The sequence below is a fragment of the Corynebacterium sp. HMSC065D07 genome, assembly GCF_001810695.1.
Lineage (GTDB): Bacteria > Actinomycetota > Actinomycetes > Mycobacteriales > Mycobacteriaceae > Corynebacterium > Corynebacterium hesseae.
This window is the reverse complement of sequence record NZ_KV802433.1, coordinates 62,591-79,475: the sequence shown is the minus strand read 5'-3', so window position 1 is coordinate 79,475 and position 16,885 is coordinate 62,591. Positions and strand designations below refer to the sequence as shown.

Sequence of the window (16,885 nt, the reverse complement as noted above, 5' to 3'; positions counted from 1 at the left end):
CTCTCCTCCGTGGAGAGCGGGCATTGCTTTACTTGCCTTGGAGCGGCGATTGCTCCGCGATAGCCTTCTGTGCGGCCTCCTCCCGGGCGAGCTTGCGCTCTACCCAGAACTCGGCGTTCTTGATGCCCAACGCTTCTGGGTCAAATTGCGGGTCCTTGCCAGCTGCCTTCTGTGCGCTGTAATCCTTGAGGCACTTGAGGGCCGGGACCTGTAGGAAGAGGATGGCGATGATGTTGAGCCACGCGGTCGCGCCAACGCCGATATCGCCCAGCGCCCAGGCAGCACCCGGAGTCGTCGTTGCGCCAACAACCACGGACACCACGAGGAGAATGCGCAGGAGCCACACCAGCGCGCGGCGGGCGGTCTTGTTGCTGATCCAGCGGTTGAAGTAGGTCAGGTTGACCTCCGCCATGTAGTAGTACGCCAGAACGGTGGTAAAGGCGAAGAAGGCAATAGCGATGGCAACGAAGCTCGGGCCGAAACCTGCCAACAGGGTGTCCAGACCGTGCTGGACAAAGCCCGGACCGACCTCGACCCCATCCGGGATCGAACCGGCGTAGCGCACCGGGCCATCCTCCGACTCGCCTTCGAAGACCTTGTACATGTCGGTAGAAATGATGATGAATGCGGTAGCGGAGCACACGAAGAGGGTGTCAATGTAGACCGCGAAGGCCTGCACGAAGCCCTGCTTGGCCGGATGGGATACCTCCGCAGCTGCGGCAGATTGTGGGCCGGTACCTTGGCCTGCCTCGTTGGAGTAGATACCGCGCTTCACGCCCCACATGATGGCCGAGCCCAACAGTCCGGAGAAAGCCTGCTCCGCACCGAAAGCGGACTTAAAGATCATGCCGAAGACCTCAGGGATCTGGTTGAAGTTCATGATCAGGATGATGATGGCAAAAAGGATATAGGCGCCGGCCATGAACGGGACCACGAGGGAGGCGAAATTAGCGATGCGCTTCACGCCACCAATAATGATGATGGCGAGGATTCCGCCCAGAATCACGGCAGACCAACCGACCTCAACACCCCAAGCGTTCTGAACGGCCGCAGCCACGCCGTTAGCCTGAATGCCGGGCAGGAAGTAGCTGGTGGCAAGGATCATCGCAATAGCGAAGACGATTCCATAGACCACCATGAAAGGACCGGCCTTGGTGTGCTTATAGGCCTTCTCAATGTAATAAGCCGGACCACCGCGGTATTCGTCGGTGTCTTGGTCCTTCTCCTTATAAACCTGCGCCAAGGTACATTCCACGAAAGAAGTTGCGGAACCGAGCAGAGCCACCGCCCACATCCAGAACACGGCACCTGGGCCGCCGAAAGCGATGGCGGTTGCAACGCCCGAAATGTTTCCCACGCCAACGCGGCCCGCCAGGGAAATCATCAGCGATTGGAAGGACGAGACACCTGAATCGGAGCTTTCGCCGTCCTTCAGCTGTTTAATCATGTCCGGAATGCAGCGCACCTGTAAGAACTTGGTGGCCAGGGTGAAATAAATTCCCGCGCCGAGGCACAGGAAGACTAATGCTGGTGACCAAATTAATGAGTTGAGAGTGTCAAGAAAGGCTGACATCGGTAGGTTTCCGTCCTTCGATATATGTGAGTGCCATCACTTTAAAGGCTGACCTAATAATGTCCCATCTCCCAAGGGTTTGGTGAGAGAAATCATGAAAAAGTTCAAGAAGCCCTCGACACTGCCCCTCAATGTCAACCAGAAAACCCCAGCACACCTCGAATAAAAAGGCACCTTCCACAACAAGACCCCTCCTCACCCCCATTTACCCCCATCTCAGCCGACTAGGGCACCTCCCAAACCATGACCGAAGAGAAACTATGGTGGAAGCCATGAGTGATATCCCCGCCAAAAACGACCGCCTCGTCTGGATCGACTTGGAGATGACCGGACTTGAACCGCAGCGCCACGTAATCGTGGAAGTCGCCGCCGTCATCACGGACGCCGAATTAAACATCCTCGACGAGGGCCTCGACCTCGTCGTGCACGCTACAGAGGAAGAACTGGCGGAGATGGATGACTTCGTCACCGAAATGCATGCGAAGTCCGGTCTCGACAAGGAAATCCGGGAATCCACGATCACAATCGAAGAGGCGGAGGAAGCGGTACTGAAGCTCGTCGAGAAGCACTGCGACGCCAACCACCCTGCTCCCCTTGCAGGCAATTCCATCGCCACGGACCGCACCTTCATTCGTGAGTACATGCCGCGCCTGGACGCCGCACTGCACTACCGAATGATTGACGTTTCCACGATTAAGGAACTAGCACGCCGCTGGCACCCGCGGGCATACTACAACCAGCCACAAAAGGGCATGGCGCACCGAGCCCTGCAAGACATTATTGAGTCCATTCGAGAGCTCGACTTCTACCGCCGCAGCGTATTCCGCACGGACGACGGCCCCTCCACCGCGGAAGCGGAGGATCTTAAGGCTGCCACTACCGATGACTACCAGGCGTTTTTGTAAATTCAACGAGGTGAGTTAACCTGTATCTCGTTGCTTTCAGGCAACGATGGTGGCTGTAGTTCAGCTGGTAGAGCACCAGGTTGTGATCCTGGGTGTCGCGGGTTCGAGCCCCGTCAGCCACCCCGAATATGCCCCGCGCCCTGTTCCGACAGGATGCGGGGTAATTTTTTATGCCCGCCAACCTTAAGCATGTTAGCCTTACCTAAACTTAGGGCATGTGGGCTTCTGCCCTTACAAAAGATCTAAGCTCGTAAAGAGATAGCAAGGATTGTGATGACAATGGCTGACCAGGGCAAAGAGGCAGCGCCGAAGCGCAAACCCCGCAAGGCACATGAAGCGACCGTAACTGGCCGCCGCCAAGTATCTCCAGACCTGGTTCGGTTACACATGAACTCTCCAGCATTCATAGGCAAAGAGCTGGAGTTTACAGATCACTACATCAAGCTGTTGTTCGTGCCAGAGGGCGCCGATTACTCTTGGCCTTTTGATATTCAGCAGATTCGCGCAGAGCAACCGCGCGATAAGCAGCCGATTCTCCGCACCTACACCCTGATCAACGTGAACTCAGAAACCGGGGATTTTGACATCGATTTTGTGTCCCACGGTGATTCCGGCCTGGCTGGCCCCTGGGCACGCAGAGCCGAGGTTGGAGAGAAGCTCGGTTTCCTCGGCCCTGGTGGCGCGTGGGGACCAACCGAAGACTATGAGCACTTTGTGTTCGCCGGCGACGAGTCTGCAGCACCGGCCATCAGCGCTGGCTTGAAGCGGCTTCCCGACGGCGCGACTGCGACTGCATATATCGAGATCGAAGCCGAAGACCGCACGTTTGAACTGCCCACCCGCGATGGCGTGGAAATCACCTGGGTAGTCCGCAATGGCGCTACCCACGGTACTGAGCTATCCCGTGTGGTCCGCGCGGCTGGTATCCCCCAGGAGAAGAAAACCGGATGGTTCATCCACGGAGTCGCCGAAATGATCAAAGAGCTTCGTCGCTTCCTTTTCGTTGAATCCGGGATTCCCAAGGAAGACGTTTCTATCTCTGGCTACTGGCGTATCGGAATGACTGAGGACCAGTGGCAGGCCTCCAAGCGTAATTTCAACGCAGAGATTGAGGCCGAGGAAGAACGAGCTAAGGCCTAACGTTTGTTTTCGCGTTAGACTGCGGCAATGATCGATTTCACCGACACCGCCGACGTCGTTGCTCCCCAGCTTCTGGGCACGGTGCTCACGCACAACGGAGTTTCGGTGCGCATCACGGAGGTCGAGGCTTACCTCGGCGCAGACGATGAGGCCTCTCACGCCTTCAACGGCCGCACCCCGCGCAACGCCGCCATGTTCGGCCCGCCCGGCCGCCTCTACGTCTACATGTCCTACGGCATCCACCGGAACGGCAACATCGTCTGCGCGCCCGAAGGAACCGGTCAGGGTTGCTTGCTCCGCGGCGGGGAAGTCATCGACGGAGTAGACCTTGCCTACCAACGCCGGGGCGACACGGAATTTCATAACCTCGCCCGCGGACCCGGCAACTTGGGCAAGGCCTTAGGTTTCCGCCTCGAGGACAACGGCACGCCCATTCGCCTTAAACAACGCGATAAGGAACCTGAGTGGGTCCGCGGGCCGCGCATCGGCATCTCAAAGAACCAGGACGCCGCCCTGCGGTTTTGGATCCCCTTCGACAAGACAGTGTCTCGACGTCGCGGGCTCCCCCGCTAACCCCTACCGATGTATGAGTCTCAGGACTCATACACCGCATGTGGGCTCATGCACCGTATCTTTAAGCCAAGGCTGCCCGCACCAGCTCCGCTGCCTGCGAGGGGGTCTTGCCCACCTTCACACCGGCCGCTTCCAGCGCCGCCTTCTTGCCTTCTGCCGTACCAGAACCACCAGACACGATGGCGCCAGCATGCCCCATCGTCTTGCCCTCCGGCGCGGTAAAGCCTGCGATATACGCAATGACCGGCTTTGTGACGTGGTCCTTGATATAGGCAGCGGCATGCTCCTCTGCATCACCGCCGATTTCACCGATCATGATGATCGCCTCGGTATCGGGATCATTCTGGAAGGCCTCAATCGCTGAAATGTGCGTGGTCCCGATAATCGGATCACCGCCAATTCCTACGCACGTACTAAAACCAATATCGGATAGCTCGTACATCATCTGATACGTCAAGGTGCCCGACTTCGACACCAAACCAATCTTTCCTGGGTTCGGCGCAGTCTCTGCCGGAATAATGCCCGCATTGGATTCACCCGGTGTGTAGAGCCCCGGACAGTTCGGCCCAATGATGCGTGTTTTGGACTCTCGCCCCAGCGCATAGAGCTCAGCGGTGTCCTTCACCGGAATTCCCTCCGTGATGATGACCACGAGTTCAATACCGGCACGGATGGCTTCTTCCGCGGCGTCCTTAGTGAATTTTGCCGGCACAAAAATCACGGTGACGTTGGCCTCTGTCGCCTGCATGGCCTCACGCACGCTGCCGAAGACGGGAATCTCGCGCCCGTTAATATCGACGCGCTCACCTGCCTTGCGCGGGTTGACCCCACCCACAATGTTGGAGCCGGATTCCAGCATGCGGCGTGTGTGCTTCATGCCTTCGGATCCCGTCATGCCCTGCACGATGATCCGCGAGTCTTTGTTGAGAAAAATCGACATTGCTACTCCTAGTTCGCCAGCTCCGCAGCCCTGCGGGCGGCAGCATCCATGGTTTCTACCTGCTCCAGTTTGGGCAGGTGTGCATCATTGAGAATCGTGCGTCCAAGCTCCGCGTTGTTGCCGTCGAGGCGCACCACGAGCGGCTTGGGTTCAACCCCCTCCGAGTCCAGAATCTTGTAAGCCTGCACGATGCCTTTAGCCACTTCGTCACAGGCGGTAATGCCACCGAAGACGTTGACAAAGACCGATTTCACCTGCAGATCACTAAGAATCACTTCCAGCCCGTTGGCCATCACTTCGGCGTTAGCGCCACCACCGATGTCTAGGAAGTTCGCGGGCTTCGGCTGCGAAGGAAGATCCTCGCCGGCATAGGCCACAACGTCGAGCGTGGACATCACGAGGCCGGCACCATTGCCGATAATCCCCACGGAACCGTCGAGCTTCACATAGTTCAGCCCCATCTTCTGTGCCTTGAGCTCCAGCGGGTCGGTCGCGCCGTGGTCTTGGAGCTCGGCGTGCTCGGGGTGGCGGAACTGCGCGTTATCATCCAGCGTAATTTTCCCATCGAGCGCAATGATCTCACCGCTCGATGTCTTGACCAGAGGATTAACTTCCACCAGCGTGGCATCTTCCTCGGTATAGACCGTGTAGAGCTTCTTGAACACGGGCACGAGCTTGGCGACGTCCCCCTCATCAAACCCGGCCTCATACGCCATGTCCCGCGCCAGCGTGTCCGTCATACCGTCGAGTGGGGAGAAGCTGCGCTTAATCAAGGCATCCGGGCGCTCTTCGGCGAGCTTTTCAATCTCTACGCCGCCCTCCTTGGAGAGCATGGCTAGGTAGCGCCGCTTGGTGCGGTCGAGGAGGATCGAGAAGTAATACTCCGCCGCAATGTCCGCGCCTTCGGCCACCATGACCTTGCGCACGGTGTGGCCTTTGATCTTCAGACCCAAAATCTCGTTGGCCTTTTCCGCAGCTTCCGCGGGGCTATGCGCGAGCTTGACTCCCCCGGCCTTGCCGCGTCCGCCAGTTTTAATTTGCGCTTTGACCACGACCACCGGTGTCCCCAACTTCGCGGCTGCTTCTTCAGCCTGCACAGCTGAGGTCGCAACGATGCCTTTGAGGGTGGGAACGCCATGAGCTTCAAAGAGGTCTCGAGCTTGGTACTCGTAGAGATCCACTTCTGCCTCCATCTTTGCAGTGAAAACTAGTTCTCCACAAGATTCACCAAAACAAAGACGTGATGCAAACCACTTTACAGAAGCTAAAGCGTTACACTTCACACACTTTGCACTCCGTGCGCATGCGCCACAACGCTGCCCGTTACAGCCATTTGAACCACCGGCAAAGAATTAGCTGATTTAGCTTTCGGGGGCACCCTGGTCGGCGACGTCGATAAGCGCCGCCGCCCCAGGAGAGCTACTGATTAGCGGTAGCGTTGCCCGCAGACCAGGTGGCCCAGTCCATGTTCCAATCACCCAGACCATCGAGCGGGCTCAGCACGCCGCCGCCGGTGTTGGAGACCCTCACAATATCGCCGCGCTTGACCGTATTCTGGAACCACTGAGCGGCCTCGGGGGTTACATTGATACAGCCATGGGACTGGTTATAGCTGCCCAGCGCGCCAACTGCCCACGGAGCTGAGTGGACATAGATACCCGAGTACGACATCTGGGTTGCCCACTGAACATCAGTCCTGTAGCCGCCGGCATCGAGAGCCAGGCCGAAGGTAGTGGAGTCCATAACGAGGGACGGGTACTTGTCACCGATGACGTAGGTGCCGTTCGGGGTATCCCACTGGCCATCCCTGCCCATCGAAACAGGCAAACGGCGCAGCACTTCACCGTTTTTGAACACCGACATCATCTTCGTGTTGTTGTCGATCAGCGCGATGACGCGGTCACCAATGGTGAAGTTAGTGGAAGCATCCTCGCCGCCGTAGATGCCGCCGCCGAGGTTGCGGCCGTACAGGTCGACATCGACGGTCACTTTCGTGCCGGGTTCCCAGTAGTTTTCCGGGCGCCACCGCACTTCCTGGTTGTTGACCCAGTAGAAGGCACCTTCAACGGCAGGCTCGGTCTTGACTGTGATTGCCTCTTCGGCCGCCTTGCGGTCGGTGACGTAGTTTCCGAATCGCACGCCGATGACCTGACCAACCCCCACCTCAGAATCCGGTATCGGGCTCAAGGCCACTTCGGACACACCTGCTGCCTGCGGGGTGGTGAAGGTGATGGTTTTATGGGTGCCGTCCTTGTCCGTAGCGTCAATGGTGTAGGTGCGGTTATACCCCAGCACTTCGGCGCTCTTCCACATCTTCGAATCAGACGACAGCTCATCGTCCACTTCGATGCCGGCTTCGTTGGTCATTGTCACCGACTTAAGCCCGGCCGGGGACGTCACCTCAACTGGCTTGGAGGGATCGACGTCGCTCGCACCGTCCTTGACGGAAAACTTCAGCTGCTTTGCCTTGGCGGCTGCCGACGCCGATGCTTCCGCCGAAGCGCTCGCTTTGATGTCAGCCTCCGATTGGCCAGTGGCCGGACCGGAATCCGCGGCACCACCAATAGTGCAGGCGGTTAAGAGTGAAGCGGTCGCAACGATACTCGAGAGAAGCATTGCGGGACGTGCGGAAGGGAATAGAGAATGCACACAAACCCCTAGCTCATAGAAAGACACAGACAATAATTAGAGTGCACATAGCCTAACCGCCCACGCACCCTACGAACCAGTTGGCGCCACCGCTCTTAACCGTTTCGTTACCCACCCGCCAGGCTTCCACATTCGCAACTCTTTGAGAGAAGCATTTAGCCATGGCATTAATCGCGGAAAACACCCATTTACCTGGCGATTTTACCTTTTTACGAAGAGGGTGTTAAAGTTACATCTCGTTGCACGGCAGGCACTGAGGAAATCAGAGCCGGTCAGAAACAACAAGCGCCATTAGCTCAATTGGCAGAGCAACTGACTCTTAATCAGTGGGTTCGGGGTTCAAGTCCCTGATGGCGCACAGTTTAAGCCCCTCACCCCCGTGGTGAGGGGCTTTTCCGATCCTAGCCCAAGACCTCGAGCTGCTGCGTCTTGGGCCGCCACCACGCGGCCTGCGCCGCCGTGAATTCCTTGTGCTCAAAGGTCGAGATTTCATCGAGCGCCCGCATGTACTCCGGCACCATCGCTCGCGGCAGCCGCAGCCCCATCGTCAGGTGCGGGGTCCACCGCGGGCCTCTCCCCTCCGGGTTCGAAGCACTGAGGCGGCGCGCGGCAGATTCCAGCTCATCCGTGGTTTCTAAAAGCCACGCCACGGTCTGTTTACTCTTCGTCCCAAAGACCACCGTGCCCACGCGGCGAAAGGCCGCGGGCAGAAGCGGCGGGAGCAGGTTGCGGGCCTCGTCGACGACTGCGGTCTCGAGCGCCGGCGCGAACGTCACCGTAATGTGCGGGCGCTGGTGCTGCACCGGAAAGCCACGCTGAGCCAGGGCAGCATAAACGTCCCGGAGGGTATTTTCATCCTCTGGGGTGAGGTACAACAGGAGGTTTTCGGGCGAATTTCGGCTCACACAGCCCGAGTCTAACTAACCTCCCGCAGCGCCACGACGGGTTGCCCGCGGTGGTCCAGCACATCCGTCTCTACGCCGTAGACCTCGCGCAAGAGCTCCTCCGTGAGCACCTCCCCCGGCGCGCCATGGGCGCGGGCCTTGCCGCCATGGAGCACGACGAGCTGGTCGCACATCCGGGCCGCCAGGTTGATGTCATGAATCGCCACCAACGCAAGGCTTCCTTCCTCCCGAGCTTTTGCCCGCACGCGGCCCAAGACGAAGAGCTGCCGGTTGAGATCGAGGGCGGAGGTGGGTTCGTCGAGAAGCATGAGCCCAGGGGTCCCCACCAACATCTGCGCCACGGCGACGAGCTGGCGTTGGCCGCCGGAGAGCTCGTTGAGGTAGCGCTGCGCAATGTCGTCGAGCCCCATGGAGTGCAGGACCTCGGCGGTGCGGGTGATTGGGTCCTCGCACGCTTCGCGCCGCGCTGCAATCAGCACCGCTTCAAACGCGCGCAGCGCCGCGGTGTGCGGCAGGCCCTGCGGCACATAGCCGATAAGCTGGCGGCGCCGCTGTCCGCGCGGGCTCTGGCCGTCGACGCGAAAGTCCACCGTGCCGCCCCGCGCACGGTGCACGCCGGCGAGCGTCTTGATGGTGGTGGTCTTGCCGGACGCGTTCGGCCCCAGCAGCCCCACGACCTGCCCGCCGCGCAGGGTGGGAAGGCTCAGCCCGTCCACCACCGTGCGCGAGCCATAGCCGGCAGATAGATCGGTGATGGTGAGTTCTACGTCCACAATGCCCTCCTCCGGGTCATGACGATGGCGATGAAGAATGGCACGCCCAGAAGCGAGGTGACGATGCCGATGGGGATGGCCAGCCCGGGCTTAATCAGGAGGCTTAGCGCGTGCGCGGCGCACATCACCGCCGCACCCGCGGCCATGGAGGCCGGCACGAAATAGCGCTGGTCCTCACCCACCAACATGCGCGCAATGTGCGGGCCCACCAGGCCGATAAATCCGATGATGCCGGCGAAAGCCACGGTGGTGGCCGCGACGAGCGAGACCACGACGAGAACAATCACGCGTAGGCGGGAGGTGTTGATACCGAGGGCGGTGGCGCGGGCGTCACCAAGCCGCAGCGCCGTCAGCCGCCACGACAGCGCTCCCAGGATGGGCAACGCCACCGCAAGCACGCCGGCCAGCACGGCGTTGGCCTGCCAGCTAGCGCGGGTGAGCGAACCCATGGACCAAAAGACGATCTGCTGGAGAGCCTCGCTGGAAGAGCGGTATTGAATGAGCGCCAGCATGGCCTGGAAGAAGAAGACGAGGCCGATGCCGAGCAGCACCATCGTCTCGGACTTCGCACCGCGAATAACGGCGGCAACGACGATGATGGCCGTGGCCAGCGCCGCCGACAGCCACGCGATGAGCGCGAGGTTGAACTGCGGCTGGGCCAGAAGCTGCCAACGCAACACGATGGCGCTGGCCCCGCCGAAGGCAGCCGCCGCGGAGATGCCGAGGGTGAAGGGCTCCGCCAGCGGATTATCCAGGATGGTCTGCATCTGCGCGCCAGCCAGTGACAGGCTGGCCCCGATAAGCAGCGCCATGACGGCCATAGGCAGGCGCAGGCTCCACAGGACTGTACGCGTTTGCTTGTCGACGCCTCCCGGATCCACCATCCCCCGCAGCACCTGCCCCGGGGTGAGGTCGATGGCGCCAACGATCACGCTAAGAACGAATGCGGCGAGTGCTACGACGATAAGCCCGGCGACGATGGCGATACGGCGGCGGGTCACGCGGGAGTGCTCGCGTGCGAGGGCCTCCACGGGAAGCACCGCGGTTTCTGCGCGCGTGGTCCGTTCAGGGCTTGCCGAGCGCGCGGTTGAGGTGAGAATGCTCATGACTAGTTGGTACTGAAGAAGGTTCCGTCGCCGGGGACGGGCGAGTATTTCTCTTGGGCTTCGGCCCATTCTTGCTGAACGTCGACGTCTGCGTAGTCCTCTGGGTGGAGCCACGCGGCGATCTGAAGGAGCGCCAGGTAGTTGAAGGGCGAGTTGTAGAACTGGTGCCACAGGCCGTGGAGATTGTGCTCCTTGACGGCAGAAAGATCCTCAAAACCAGGTTGAACGCCGGCCAGCGAAGCGGCGCTGTCATGGGCGTCCTTTTCGCTGATGCCATAGCCGGCGGCAGCGAAGCCGGTGTGGCCCTTTGCGTTATCGACCTTGGCGGACCAGTCGCCGCCGGTGGCGATGATCATGTCGGGATTGGCGTCGATGACCTTCTCCGGGGTCAGCGCGCCGGACTCACCCTCGATGATGCCGTCTGCCACGTTCTTTCCACCGGCGACGTTGACCAGCTCAGAAATGTTGGAGTCATTCCACGAGCCGCAGCAATCGGAGACACCTGCTGCGCGCCACACGAAGGTGGAGGGCTTGTCCTGCGCTTTCGTGGCGCGCTCGGTCACCAGATCCACGTTCTTTTGCCAGTCCGCGATGAACTCCTCCGCGCGGTCCTCGTGGCCGAAGATATCGGCGAAGATTTCCATGGTGGGGACGGTGTTCTCCAAGGGCTTGGCGCGGAAGTCCGTGACGGCATAGGTCAGGCCGGCCTGGTCCAGCTTGTCGGTGAGCCCAGCGGTCTGGGAGGCCTCATACTGATCCTTGGAGAGCACGATGAGGTCCGGGTCGAGGCTGATGAGCTCCTCCACGGTCACGTCGCCCTTGGTGAAGCCGCCGATTTCCGGCAGCTCGTTGACTTTGGGCGTGGTCTTTTCCAACTCGCGGTAGTAGTCGGGCACATTCTGCTTCAGGTCCGATCCGATGGCCACGACCTTGTCCAGCGGGTCTTCCTTGTTAAGGATGCCGGTGGCAAAGACGCTGCGGCCTTCTCCCAGGATGACGCGTTCCGGCGCGTGGTCCAGCTCCACCTGGCGGCCGGCAAGGTCTGTGAAACTCACAGCGGCAGTCCCCTGCGCTCCCGTGGCCTGCTCGCTGCCGGCATCGGCATTGTCGGAGGCACAGCCCGCCAGCGCGCTGGCCAGCGCCGCCACCATGGCGCACGCCCCTACTACTCGCCCGGCGCGCGGACGGGATGCCTGGCCTGCAGGCGTCGATACGTGAAGCACGATTTCTCCTTCAAACTTTGGTCTTATGGTCTGTTCGGAGGTTCATACTACACAGACAGGTAAGGCTACCCAAAGCCTGCATAGGGTAGGCAATGCTTCCAGTAACGCATACGGAGCACAAAAATGCCCCACCCCGGGGTATTTCCCAAGGCAGGGCCTCTAGGTATGCAGTCGCGCCCAACGGCGCTAACCGGCTCTAGCGACGCTCAGCGAGCAGGCGCTGCAGTTCCTTGATGTCAGACTTGCGGCGCTTGGAGCGGAACACGGAGAAAGCAATGAGGCCTACGACGGCAGCGCCCACGCCGGCGAGCGCCATCTGCACGTTGCGCTCCTGCAGCTTCTGGGTGGCCGCGCCCTTGGCGTCCTCGACGAGGTTCTGCGGCTTGCTGCGATCAGCCAGCTCATCCAAGGTGCTAGCCAGCTGACGGCGGGTGCGCTCGATGTCGCGCTGGATATCATCAATGTTGCGTGCCACGTGAATCTCCTGAATTTTGGCTTCGTTCGGTGTTGTTGCGGTTAGTGTCTTTCTAACCGTTGAGGTTCTAACGTGGACATTCTACATTGACCACCAGCTCCCCTGCAGAGTTGGCCAACGTTTGTTTCACCCTCGGTGGCGTAGATTCGCCAGATAGCCTCCCCGTAGGGCACGGTAAGGTAGACAGCATGACTGAAGCACAACGACTATCCGTAGGAGACAAGGCTCCCGCTTTTTCCTTGAGCGATGATGCCGGCAACACCGTAAGTCTGAGTGACTATGCTGGCCAGCGCGTCGTGGTTTACTTCTACCCGCGCGCCAACACCCCTGGCTGCACGAAGGAAGCCTGCGACTTCCGCGACAGCCTGGAGCAGCTCAATGGCATGAACATCGCCGTGGTGGGAATCTCCCCTGACAAGCCCGAGGCACTGGCAAAGTTCCGCGAGGACCACGAGCTGAACTTCCCGTTGCTGTCTGACCCCGACAAGGAAGTCATGACGGCTTATGCCGCTTTCGGCGAGAAGAAGAACTACGGCAAAATCGTCCAAGGCGTTATCCGCTCTACCTTCCTTGTGGAAGAGGACGGCACGATCGGCCAAGCCATGTACAATGTCAAGGCCACCGGCCACGTCGCCCGCGTGCTTAAGGGGCTCAACTAAACCGTGGAATCCAGCTCGAAGTCACCGGAGATTCTGGTCCCGAGGCGTCGCCCAGCGCAGGCGCGCAGCCGGGCCAAGTATGACCGGATCTTGTCCTGCGCGCGGGAGACGCTCGTGGACTATGGCTTCGAGTCCTTTACTTTCGACGAAGTCTCGCGCCGCGCGGAAGTGCCGATTGGCACGCTCTACCAGTACTTCGCCAACAAGTACGTGCTGATCTGCGAGCTCGACCGCCAAGACACCGCGGAGATGTTGGCTGAGGTTGAGCGCTTTTCCCAGCGCGTTCCTGCCCTGCAATGGCCGGACTTCCTCGAAGAATTCATCGACCGCATGGCTCGTGTTTGGCGCAACGACCCCTCGCGCCGAGCGGTGTGGCATGCCGTGCAGTCCACACCCGCGACCCGCGCCACGGCTGCGGATACGGAGCTCAGCTTGCTCAAGCCCATCGCGGAAATCATCGAGCCTCTTGCCCAGGGCATGGACGCCGATGCCCGTGTGGAGATCGCCGCCTTCCTCGTCCACACCGTGGTCTCCCTGCTCAACTACAGCACCATGCGCTCCGAGGAAAGCTTTGATGGCGTGGTGGAAGAGATTAAGCGCATGCTCATCGCCTACCTCTTCGCCATTGCCACGAGCGCCTAGCCGCACCCAGCGAAGTCAGGTGCGACCAGGCGTGTTTAGCGCGAAAGGTACACAATGGCGGTGGCGTAGTCACCATCGTGGCTGATGGACAGCGCAGTTGAAAAATCCCCCAAGGACTCCCGCGCGAGGCGGGCAATCTCACCACGCAACTCGAGTGCTACGCGCCCCCACGCATCCGGGCGGACCTCAATCTCCGCCCAGTCCACGGCTTCCTCTGCGATGACCGGCGGGTGCGCGTAAAGCGCTTGCGACCACGCCTTGATGAAGGCCTCCTTCGCCGCCCAGCGCCCCGCCAGGTGCTGCGCGCGGGCAGCACCGCTCAGCCCCCGGGCCTGCGTCACGCGCAGTTCGGAAGCGCTGAAAACCTGCGCGAAGCGCGTGCCGGGAACCTCCAGCTGCTGGGCAAAGGACGGGATATGCACTAGGTCGGTGCCCACGCTCACGCCACTTTTTGTCATGCGGGCAAGCTTAGCGTGCCAGCTCCTGTTTGAGCTCCTCCAGCTCGTCGCCGCCCGCCATCCACTGGGTCAGCTCCGGCAACGTGACCTCCTTCTTAGAAGCGTCCAGCGACATCTGCCCCACCGTGAGCACGATGAAGTGATCGCCCACGAGGTAGGCGTGCTGCGGGTTGTGCGTAATGAAGACCACGCCCATGCCGCGTTCGCGGGCGGCGTCGATAAAGCGCAACACCATGCCCGACTGCTTCACGCCGAGTGCTGCGGTGGGCTCGTCCAGGATGATGTAGCGCGCGCCGAAGTAGATGGCGCGGGCAATCGCCACCACCTGGCGCTGACCGCCGGAGAGCGCGGAGAGTTCCACGGAGACGTCGCCAAGCTCAATGCCCATTTCGGACAGCTGCTCGTGCGTAATGCGCTTCATCTCTTCCTCGCGCAAGCTCCCCAACGCCCCGGTGAGCTCCTGTCCCAAGAAAAAGTTGCGCCACACCGACAGCGAGGGCACCAACGCCAAATCCTGGTACACGGTGGCGATACCGGCGTCGAGGGAATCGCGAGGGCTGGTGAAGTTCACCTCTTCCCCATCGACGGTGATGGTGCCACCGGTGGGCTGGTTAAGTCCGGCCAGAATCTTGATCAGTGTGGACTTGCCCGCGCCGTTATCACCCAGCACGCAGGTCACCGCGCCCTCTTTCACAGAAAGGTTGATGCCGCGCAGGGCGTGGAAGTTGCCGAAGGTTTGGGAAATATCGTGCAGCTCAATCATGGTTATCGCTTCCTCGTAAAGTTGGCCACCGAGGTGTTCGTCAGCACGGCAAAGAGCAGCATGGCACCGAGGAAGAACTTGAACCAGTCGGGGTTCCAGCCGGCGTACACGATGCCCTGGTTGGTCATGCCGAAGATGAGCGCGCCGATGGCGGTGCCCACCGCGGTGCCGCGCCCGCCGGTCATGGAGCAGCCGCCAATGACCGCGGCGATGATGTAGAGGAACTCGTTACCGATGCCCTGTCCGGCCTGGATGGAGTCGAAGGCAAAGAGGGTGTGCATGCCCACGAACCACGCCGCGAAGCCGACGAGCATGAACAGCGCCACCTTGACGCGGCGCACGGGAACGCCGACGGCGCGGGCGGCTTCATCATCGCCGCCCACGGCGAAGATCCAGTTTCCCCAGCGCGTCTTGTACAGCACCCACGAGGCAATGGCGACGAAGAGGATCCACCAGATGACGGTGGCGCGGATGCTCAAGCCACCGATGTGGATGGTGCCGGCAAAAATGACGCGGGCCGAGCTGAATCCTTCCATGTCAGCGATGGTCGGGGTGGCCACCTGGCCGGTCACCAGCTTGGTAATCGCCAGGTTGAGGCCCTGCAGCATGAGGAAAGCCGCCAGCGTAATAAGGAAGGAGTCGATCTTTGTGCGCACCACAAGGAAGCCGTTGAGCGCGCCGATGGCTAGCGCGGTCAGCAGGGATAGGCCCACGCCCACCCACGAGTTGAGGTGGAAATTGTAGTTGAGCATGGTGGCCACAAGCGCCGCGGACGTCACCGCCACACCGGAGGACAGATCAAACTCATTACCAATCATGAGCAGGCCCACCGCCAACGCCACGATGCCCAGCGTGGAGCTGGCATAAAGCACCGTAGAGAAGGCCTCCACCGAGCGGAAGGCGGGCGCCACGATCATGAAGAGGACGAAGATGACCACCGCGCCGAGCAGACTGGCCAGCTCCGGGCGGCGGATGAGGCGCGCGAAACCGCTGCGGCGAGTCAGGCGGGTATCGGAAGGGCTGGATAGTGCCTCGTCGGATGCAGTCGTGGTTTCGCTCATCGCAGGCCTTCCTTAGCAGATTCGGAGATGATGTCCACGTTGGTGGAATCCACGAAGGAGGGGCCGGTGTAGACGGGGCGGCCGCCGCCCATGGTGGATCCGTTGCGGTGCGCCAACCACAGCGAGTCGACGGCGAGGTAGCCCTGCATATAGGGCTGCTGGTCGACGGCCCACTGGATACGCTTATCCGCGATGGCTCCGACAAGCTCGGCGTTGGTGTCGAAGGTGGAGACCTTGGCCTTGGAGGAGGCGTCGGCAACCGCGTCGGCGGAGCGCATGGCCACGGAGGCCTGCAGCGCCATGACCCAGTCGATGGAAGGATCCTGGCTCAGCTTCGCGTTAATGGTGGACTGCGCGGCGGTCAGATCCTTGCCGTTGACGTACAGGAGCTCAACCTTGCCGTTGTCCAGCCCCTTCTTCACGCCGGCGCAGCGCGACTCCTGCGAGGAGTTGCCTTGCTCGTGGATAACGCACAAGACGTGCTTGGCGCCCTCATCCTTGAGGCGCTCGCCGGCCTTGGTGCCGGCCACCTTTTCTTCCTGGCCGAAGAAAGCGCTCATGCCGTACTTCTGGTAATCATCCATGCCGGCGTTAAGCCCCACGGTGGGGATGCCGGCATCGGAAGCCTTCTTGGCCACAGGTCCAATCGCCCCGGAGTTGGGCATGGTCACGGCGATGCCATCCACGCCGGAGTCGATGGCGGACTGCACCAGGTTTGCCTGGTTGGGCGCTTCCGGATCGGAGGAATAGCGCAGCTCGATATTGTCCTTGCGGGCGGCATCCTCCGCGCCCTTGCGCACGAGGTCCCAGTAGGTATCCCCCGGCGCGCCGTGGGAGATCATGGCGACGACAAGGCGCTCGGTGTCGACGCCACCGGCTAGCTCGCCGTCAGCGTCGGGGCGGGGCGCGCCACCGGTGGCCGAACATGCTGTAAGCACGGCGGCGGCAGCGACCGAGATCAGACCTAGCAGTGGTTTCTTAGCATTTTTCACCCTTGCATGGTGCCCCAGATATCAGGACTTCTCCAACCCGTCTGACCT

Annotated in this window: 18 protein-coding genes and 2 tRNA genes; 7 read left to right on the top strand and 13 right to left on the bottom strand. The window is 60.9% G+C overall.

Annotation, left to right across the window (positions count from 1 at the left end; translation table 11 throughout):
* Window positions 1-28 precede the first annotated feature (28 nt).
* Window positions 29-1,573 carry an alanine/glycine:cation symporter family protein gene (locus HMPREF2760_RS03785; protein WP_070522305.1) on the bottom strand — a complete coding sequence of 515 codons (1,545 nt, stop codon included), beginning with the start codon at window positions 1,571-1,573 and terminating at the stop codon, window positions 29-31.
* A 272-nt stretch (window positions 1,574-1,845) separates the two neighbouring features.
* Between HMPREF2760_RS03785 and orn the strand changes: the two genes are divergently transcribed.
* The 4 genes from orn to HMPREF2760_RS03765 all read left to right on the top strand — a co-directional run bounded on the left by orn (window position 1,846) and on the right by HMPREF2760_RS03765 (window position 4,191).
* A complete protein-coding gene (gene orn / locus HMPREF2760_RS03780; protein WP_070522488.1) occupies window positions 1,846-2,478 on the top strand; it encodes an oligoribonuclease in 633 nt (210 codons plus the stop codon).
* A gap of 49 nt (window positions 2,479-2,527) precedes the next feature.
* Window positions 2,528-2,600 (top strand) — tRNA-His (locus tag HMPREF2760_RS03775).
* A gap of 157 nt (window positions 2,601-2,757) precedes the next feature.
* Window positions 2,758-3,618, top strand: coding sequence for a siderophore-interacting protein (locus tag HMPREF2760_RS03770; RefSeq protein ID WP_070522308.1), 861 nt, complete (start codon window positions 2,758-2,760; stop codon window positions 3,616-3,618).
* Window positions 3,619-3,645: 27 nt separating this feature from the next.
* On the top strand, window positions 3,646-4,191 hold the full coding sequence (locus tag HMPREF2760_RS03765) for a DNA-3-methyladenine glycosylase (RefSeq protein ID WP_070596653.1): 546 nt from the start codon (window positions 3,646-3,648) through the stop codon (window positions 4,189-4,191).
* A 61-nt stretch (window positions 4,192-4,252) separates the two neighbouring features.
* On the opposite strand, the gene sucD is transcribed toward HMPREF2760_RS03765, so the two are convergent.
* The 3 genes from sucD to HMPREF2760_RS03750 form a co-directional block, all read right to left on the bottom strand.
* Complete coding sequence (gene sucD, locus HMPREF2760_RS03760) at window positions 4,253-5,131, bottom strand: succinate--CoA ligase subunit alpha (RefSeq protein WP_070522314.1); 879 nt, start codon at window positions 5,129-5,131, stop codon at window positions 4,253-4,255.
* A gap of 8 nt (window positions 5,132-5,139) precedes the next feature.
* A complete protein-coding gene (sucC, locus tag HMPREF2760_RS03755; protein ID WP_198530959.1) occupies window positions 5,140-6,312 on the bottom strand; it encodes an ADP-forming succinate--CoA ligase subunit beta in 1,173 nt (390 codons plus the stop codon).
* Between the two features lie 238 nt (window positions 6,313-6,550).
* The gene (locus HMPREF2760_RS03750) at window positions 6,551-7,780 is read right to left on the bottom strand and encodes a L,D-transpeptidase (protein ID WP_070596651.1); all 1,230 of its coding nucleotides are present in this window, start codon (window positions 7,778-7,780) and stop codon (window positions 6,551-6,553) included.
* A 285-nt stretch (window positions 7,781-8,065) separates the two neighbouring features.
* Here HMPREF2760_RS03750 and HMPREF2760_RS03745 point away from each other — a divergent pair.
* Window positions 8,066-8,138: transfer RNA gene (locus HMPREF2760_RS03745), tRNA-Lys, on the top strand.
* Between the two features lie 43 nt (window positions 8,139-8,181).
* Here the strand turns inward: HMPREF2760_RS03745 and HMPREF2760_RS03740 are convergent.
* The 5 genes from HMPREF2760_RS03740 to HMPREF2760_RS03720 form a co-directional block, all read right to left on the bottom strand.
* Window positions 8,182-8,685: a 2'-5' RNA ligase gene (locus tag HMPREF2760_RS03740; protein ID WP_070596649.1), complete on the bottom strand. Its 504-nt coding sequence runs from the start codon at window positions 8,683-8,685 to the stop codon at window positions 8,182-8,184.
* Window positions 8,686-8,696: 11 nt separating this feature from the next.
* Window positions 8,697-9,458 (bottom strand): ABC transporter ATP-binding protein, encoded by a 762-nt coding sequence (locus HMPREF2760_RS03735; protein WP_070522327.1) that lies wholly within the window; start codon window positions 9,456-9,458, stop codon window positions 8,697-8,699.
* On the bottom strand, window positions 9,449-10,564 hold the full coding sequence (locus HMPREF2760_RS03730; RefSeq protein WP_209167932.1) for a FecCD family ABC transporter permease: 1,116 nt from the start codon (window positions 10,562-10,564) through the stop codon (window positions 9,449-9,451). Before HMPREF2760_RS03730 ends, HMPREF2760_RS03735 begins: the two co-directional genes overlap by 10 nt.
* Window positions 10,565-10,566: 2 nt before the next feature.
* Window positions 10,567-11,715, bottom strand: a complete 1,149-nt coding sequence (locus tag HMPREF2760_RS03725; RefSeq protein ID WP_070596647.1) for an ABC transporter substrate-binding protein — start codon at window positions 11,713-11,715, stop codon at window positions 10,567-10,569.
* Window positions 11,716-11,983: 268 nt separating this feature from the next.
* Window positions 11,984-12,262 (bottom strand): DUF3618 domain-containing protein, encoded by a 279-nt coding sequence (locus tag HMPREF2760_RS03720; RefSeq protein WP_046647347.1) that lies wholly within the window; start codon window positions 12,260-12,262, stop codon window positions 11,984-11,986.
* Between the two features lie 188 nt (window positions 12,263-12,450).
* On the opposite strand from HMPREF2760_RS03720, the gene bcp reads away from it, so the two are divergent.
* On the top strand, window positions 12,451-12,921 hold the full coding sequence (bcp, locus tag HMPREF2760_RS03715; RefSeq protein ID WP_070530010.1) for a thioredoxin-dependent thiol peroxidase: 471 nt from the start codon (window positions 12,451-12,453) through the stop codon (window positions 12,919-12,921).
* Between the two features lie 3 nt (window positions 12,922-12,924).
* Window positions 12,925-13,563 carry a TetR family transcriptional regulator gene (locus HMPREF2760_RS03710; protein WP_070522336.1) on the top strand — a complete coding sequence of 213 codons (639 nt, stop codon included), beginning with the start codon at window positions 12,925-12,927 and terminating at the stop codon, window positions 13,561-13,563.
* A 35-nt stretch (window positions 13,564-13,598) separates the two neighbouring features.
* Here HMPREF2760_RS03710 and HMPREF2760_RS03705 read toward each other — a convergent pair whose 3' ends face one another.
* Genes HMPREF2760_RS03705 through HMPREF2760_RS03690 form a run of 4 tightly spaced genes read right to left on the bottom strand, consistent with a single transcriptional unit; the run spans window position 13,599 to window position 16,837 of the window.
* Complete coding sequence (locus HMPREF2760_RS03705) at window positions 13,599-14,021, bottom strand: holo-ACP synthase AcpS (RefSeq protein WP_070530014.1); 423 nt, start codon at window positions 14,019-14,021, stop codon at window positions 13,599-13,601.
* Between the two features lie 10 nt (window positions 14,022-14,031).
* Window positions 14,032-14,784, bottom strand: a complete 753-nt coding sequence (locus tag HMPREF2760_RS03700) for an ATP-binding cassette domain-containing protein (RefSeq protein WP_070522342.1) — start codon at window positions 14,782-14,784, stop codon at window positions 14,032-14,034.
* A gap of 2 nt (window positions 14,785-14,786) precedes the next feature.
* Window positions 14,787-15,845, bottom strand: coding sequence for an ABC transporter permease (locus HMPREF2760_RS03695; protein ID WP_070530017.1), 1,059 nt, complete (start codon window positions 15,843-15,845; stop codon window positions 14,787-14,789).
* On the bottom strand, window positions 15,842-16,837 hold the full coding sequence (locus HMPREF2760_RS03690) for a substrate-binding domain-containing protein (protein WP_070522495.1): 996 nt from the start codon (window positions 16,835-16,837) through the stop codon (window positions 15,842-15,844). Before HMPREF2760_RS03690 ends, HMPREF2760_RS03695 begins: the two co-directional genes overlap by 4 nt.
* Window positions 16,838-16,885 lie beyond the last annotated feature (48 nt).